The following is a 3,106-nucleotide window of genomic DNA, read 5'->3' as shown; positions in this document are numbered from 1 at the left end:
AAAACGCGCTTTATCCGGGATATCCGCGCCGTTTTGACCTTTTTCCATTTTGCCGGACAGCGAGTTCGTCACCGTGGCGGCGAAGTTGGCATCGTTGCCGAGCGCCGCTGACAGCTCTTTCAGCGTGTCCAGCGCTTCCGGCGAACCGTCCACCAGCGCATTGATGGCCGACTTCACGAAGGCCGTTGTCGCAATCTGCGTGGTATTCACGCTCGCCTCGGCGGTCGGCGCGGTGGGAGTACCGCTCAGCGCTGGGCTGTTTAGCGGGGCCTTTTGCGCAATGCTGTTGGTTATCGTCGTCGCAAAGTGCGGGTCATTACCCAGCGCGACGGACAGCTCTTTCAGCGTATCCAGCGCCGCCGGAGAGCCATCGACCAGCGCGGCCACCACGCTTTTCACAAACGCCGTCGTCGCCAGCTGATCGCTGTTGCTGTCGCTCGCGGGCGTCGGCGCTTTCGGCATGCCGCTGAAGGTCGGATTCAGCTTCGGCGCGTACTGCGTGTGCGGGTCGGCCGCGGATTCGTGCTGCGAAAGACCGGCGCTGGTCGCGTCCAAATTGTCTTTAAGGTAGCGGGTGCGATAGGCCAGCTCCTGCGCCTGACGGTTGGATATCCCGCCGGGGCCGCCCACCACCGGGTCCGAGGTTTCCAACTGGTATATACCGTCGGTCCACTCGGCTTTTTCTGTTAACTCTGCCATTAGGCACTCCCGTAGTTGTAACTATTGTCATAGATTGCCGTGCGGTTGTAGCGAATCGGCACGGCGGTATATTCGATGCTGGCCAGATGGCAACGCGCGGGGGCGATGGCCTCTAGCGTGCGGCGCAGCATCTGCGCCTGATCGTTGGTGATCGGCTGCTGCAACAGCACGCGGTAAACCGCCCATTTGCTGGCGTCGCCGTACACGAACAGGTTGTTGTAACGGCGTTCGCCGTCGTAATTGAGGCGTCCGATATGCTCGATCAGTTCGACCTCGCCGAAGCCCAGACTGCGGATCACCGCACGGATCGCCCAGGGCGTACCCTTGTAGCGATGCATTTCGATAGCGGTTTTGATCATCGCCCGGCGCGCGTCTTCCGACTCCGCCAGCACCCAGCCGTCTTCCTTCAGCGAAAACTGTTCGGCCAACGCGTCCAGCGCGCTGCTGTCGACGATATCGACGAGGTAAACCATCAGCGCCGACAGATCCAGCTCATCCCAGCGCTCGGCCAGATTCGCCAGCGCGGTCAGGCTGGCGTCCCCCGCCAGCGGCGGAGGAAGAGGCAGATCACTCATCCGACACCCCCGTCGCCACGATCTCGATACCGGTGCAGTGCGCCCACTGATGCTCTTCGACCGTCAGCGACTGCGTGGGCGAAGTCAGCGACACGTCGTAGACGCCGTTCACCGACAGTGCGGCCATGATCTGGCTGAGCACGATGTCTTTGCCGAGCGTCGCCGCCCGCGCCTGAACCCAGGCGGCGGCTGCGGTTTCCGCCGCGGCTTTCACGGACTCGGAGGACTCGCCGCGCTTGATGACCAGTTGCGCATGGATGGCATAATCCACCCGCTCCGGCGCGCTGACGGTGACCGTGTCGGTCAGCGGACGCACCTTCTCCGCCGAGCACAGACTCTCGACGTCGGTAAGCACCGAAGCATCCGGCAGCCCGCCGGACATCAACGGGTACAGCTCGACCGTCCCCGCGTCGGCGACACCACCGCGACATCGACGATGTCCGGGTGCGCGCTCAGCGCGTGATAGCGGTACGCCAGCCGGGAACCCGCGGTGCTGAACGCTTCGGGCGCGAGCATGATGCGTTCGCGCAGCTTCTCGTCGTCTTCCTGTTCGGAACCGCCGCTGGTGGCCGTCAAATTGCTGACCGCCAGGTCGAGGAGATCGCTCACATCGTCCAGCAGGGTACTGATCTGCGCGGGCTGCCAGCCGTTGCCGACGGTCCCCGCGTCAGCGCAGGTCGCGGTGGTGGTGATGCTCGTCGTGCCGGCTTTCAGCACGGCGTCAGTATCGGTCGCAAAAATGACGCTATCGGAAGCGCTGACCCGCAGCCCCGCCGGGATCAGCACGTCGGTCAGCGGCGCGGAGTCGACGCTAAATGCCAGCATCGCCTGCGCGGACTGCGCGGCCAGGCGATAAACGCCCACCAGCTCGCCGAGATAATCCAGCATCGGCGCACGCGCGTAGCGCACCAGGTTCTGCTTGGCCGCATCCTGAATGGCGCTGCGCAATAGCATTTCGCGATAGGCGATCAGGTCGATCAGCAGGCGCTCCGCCTGCGCCGGGTAAAGGGTTTTGCCGCTGTCCGCCTCGTAGCGGGCAATCATTTCAGCCGTGATCGCCTCTGCATCACGTTCGATAAACACAGGCTCTGTTGTTAACGCCATACCAGCTCCGTTTGTTGTTCCACGCCTGCGACCGTGCGCCACTGCACCCGAAGCGTCAGATGTTCGCCGTCCACCGTGGGTTTCACGCCCAGCAGTTTGCAGCGCGGCTCCCAACGTTTGATGGCCTCAACCGACTCCCGCACCACGTGCGGAATAGCCCGGTCGATGGGGTAGTCGAGGTAGCGATGCAAATCGCTGCCGAACTCCGGACGATGCGGGTCGCTGCCGCGCGGGGTGCGCAGAATAATGAAAATGGATTGAGCAATATCGGCGGTGCCCTCGACTAAATCGCCGGGGTGTTGCAGTGCCGGTTGCCAGAAGATTGAGTTCGTTTTCATACGGTCAGTATCCCCGCCAGCCCGCGCCAGGGCTTGTAAACACAGTTAAAGGTGCATGATGAGGCATGACGAAAAAACGCGATTTTCACGCCCTCGCCCAAGACAGATTGCGCGGCCGGGAAACAGTAAAAAAACCGCCCGACGTGCGTGAAACTAGCGAGCAAAACGGGTCGAAAATGGGCGATAACGAGTCTGGAAAAAAACCAAAAAAGCAAAAATGAGTCTCCATCACCGTCAACAGACTCGGCGCTCTGGTGACGCGGAAGAATTGAGAATGGATAGAACCGTCAACGGAAAACGCGGATATCGCAGAAGGCGAACGGGAAATGGGCGGTGTCGGGTGTCGGGTGTCGGGTGTCGGGTGCCGGGTGTCGGGTGTCGGGTGTCGGG

Annotated in this window: 3 protein-coding genes and 2 pseudogenes; 1 reads left to right on the top strand and 4 read right to left on the bottom strand. The window is 62.2% G+C overall.

The window, feature by feature from the left end; translation table 11 throughout:
* The 4 genes and pseudogenes from AU509_RS17665 to AU509_RS17650 all read right to left on the bottom strand — a co-directional run.
* Nucleotides 1-699 (bottom strand): annotated as a pseudogene (locus tag AU509_RS17665) (phage tail protein); the annotation flags it as partial.
* Nucleotides 699-1,274 (bottom strand): phage tail protein, encoded by a 576-nt coding sequence (locus AU509_RS17660; RefSeq protein WP_085653700.1) that lies wholly within the window; start codon nucleotides 1,272-1,274, stop codon nucleotides 699-701. The pseudogene AU509_RS17665 and the gene AU509_RS17660, both read right to left, overlap by 1 nt.
* A pseudogene (locus AU509_RS17655) lies at nucleotides 1,267-2,378 on the bottom strand (baseplate assembly protein). Before AU509_RS17655 ends, AU509_RS17660 begins: the two are co-directional and overlap by 8 nt.
* Nucleotides 2,369-2,716 (bottom strand): GPW/gp25 family protein, encoded by a 348-nt coding sequence (locus AU509_RS17650; protein WP_085653702.1) that lies wholly within the window; start codon nucleotides 2,714-2,716, stop codon nucleotides 2,369-2,371. Before AU509_RS17650 ends, AU509_RS17655 begins: the two are co-directional and overlap by 10 nt.
* A gap of 65 nt (nucleotides 2,717-2,781) precedes the next feature.
* On the opposite strand from AU509_RS17650, the gene AU509_RS18225 reads away from it, so the two are divergent.
* Complete coding sequence (locus AU509_RS18225) at nucleotides 2,782-2,937, top strand: hypothetical protein (RefSeq protein WP_162896315.1); 156 nt, start codon at nucleotides 2,782-2,784, stop codon at nucleotides 2,935-2,937.
* Nucleotides 2,938-3,106: the final 169 nt, after the last annotated feature.

This window comes from Lonsdalea britannica (assembly GCF_002111595.1).
In the GTDB taxonomy this organism is placed as follows: domain Bacteria; phylum Pseudomonadota; class Gammaproteobacteria; order Enterobacterales; family Enterobacteriaceae; genus Lonsdalea; species Lonsdalea britannica.
The sequence above is the reverse complement of the archived record's forward strand: the minus strand, read 5'-3'. Positions and strand labels throughout refer to the sequence as shown.